1 pseudogene is annotated in these 1,023 nt (G+C 69.8%); it reads left to right on the forward strand.

Features of this window, described 5'->3' with window-relative positions:
- Window positions 1–879 (forward strand): annotated as a pseudogene (locus LQV45_RS35490) (trehalose synthase); the annotation flags it as partial.
- Between the last annotated feature and the right edge of the window lie 144 nt (window positions 880–1,023).

A 1,023-nucleotide genomic window follows, 5' to 3' on the forward strand; every position in this document is an offset into this window, starting at 1 on the left:
GCCCGGCAGGACGCCCGGCCGCTGGCCCGGACGCTCGGCAGCCGTCCGAAGGTCAATCCCGACAACCAATGGGCCATGTTCGTCCGGAACCACGATGAACTCACCCTGGACAAGCTCAGCGATGCCGAACGCGAGGAGGTCTTCGCGGCCTTCGGTCCGGATCCCGACATGCAGATGTACGGCCGCGGACTGCGGCGGCGGCTGCCCACCATGCTCGGCGGCGACCCGGCCAGGATCCGCATGGTGTACTCCCTGATGTTCTCGCTGCCGGGCACCCCGGTGCTCTTCTACGGCGAAGAGATCGGGATGGGCGAAGATCTGCGCGCGAAGGGCCGCTCGGCCGTCCGCTCCCCCATGCAGTGGGACCACACCGAAAATGGCGGCTTCTCGACCGCCCCGCCGGGGGACCTCGTCGCCCAGCCCGTGGACGGACCGTACGGGCCCGCGCGCATCAACGCCGCGGCCGCGAAACGGGATCCCGATTCGCTGTGGAACTTCATCGCGACACTGATCCAGCGGTACCGGGAATGTCCCGAGCTCGGCTGGGGCAGGTTTGCCCTCATCAAGCAGGCCTCACCGGCGGTGTTGCTGCACCGCTGCACATGGGACGGCTCTACAGTGGTGGTCGCCCACAATTTTGGCGCCGAACCGGCGTCTGTGACGGCCTCGGTGGTCCCGCCGAAAGGCGAGGAAGGCGGCCCGGAGGGTCCGGACGGGAAGGGCGCGGCGGGGCGGTCCTACGCCGGGGCCGTGCTCCGGGACCTGCTCGGCGGCGAGGACATCCCGCTCTCCGACGACGGCGCCTTCGAAGTCCCGCTGGACCGCTACGGGTACCGGTGGTTCCGGGTCGAGCGCCCGGGCGAACGCCAGCTCCCCTGAGGGCGCCCGCAGCCCTGATGGTGGCCGGTATCCCCCGCGCCCCCGAAATCTAACCGGCCCCTTACCGTGCCGAAACGCGGACGCAACATTGGCGCAGGAGACTGGAAGTGCCGGCAAGAGCAGGCACCGACTCCAGTCCAGGAG

The sequence above is a fragment of the Microbacterium sp. Bi128 genome, from assembly GCF_918698205.1.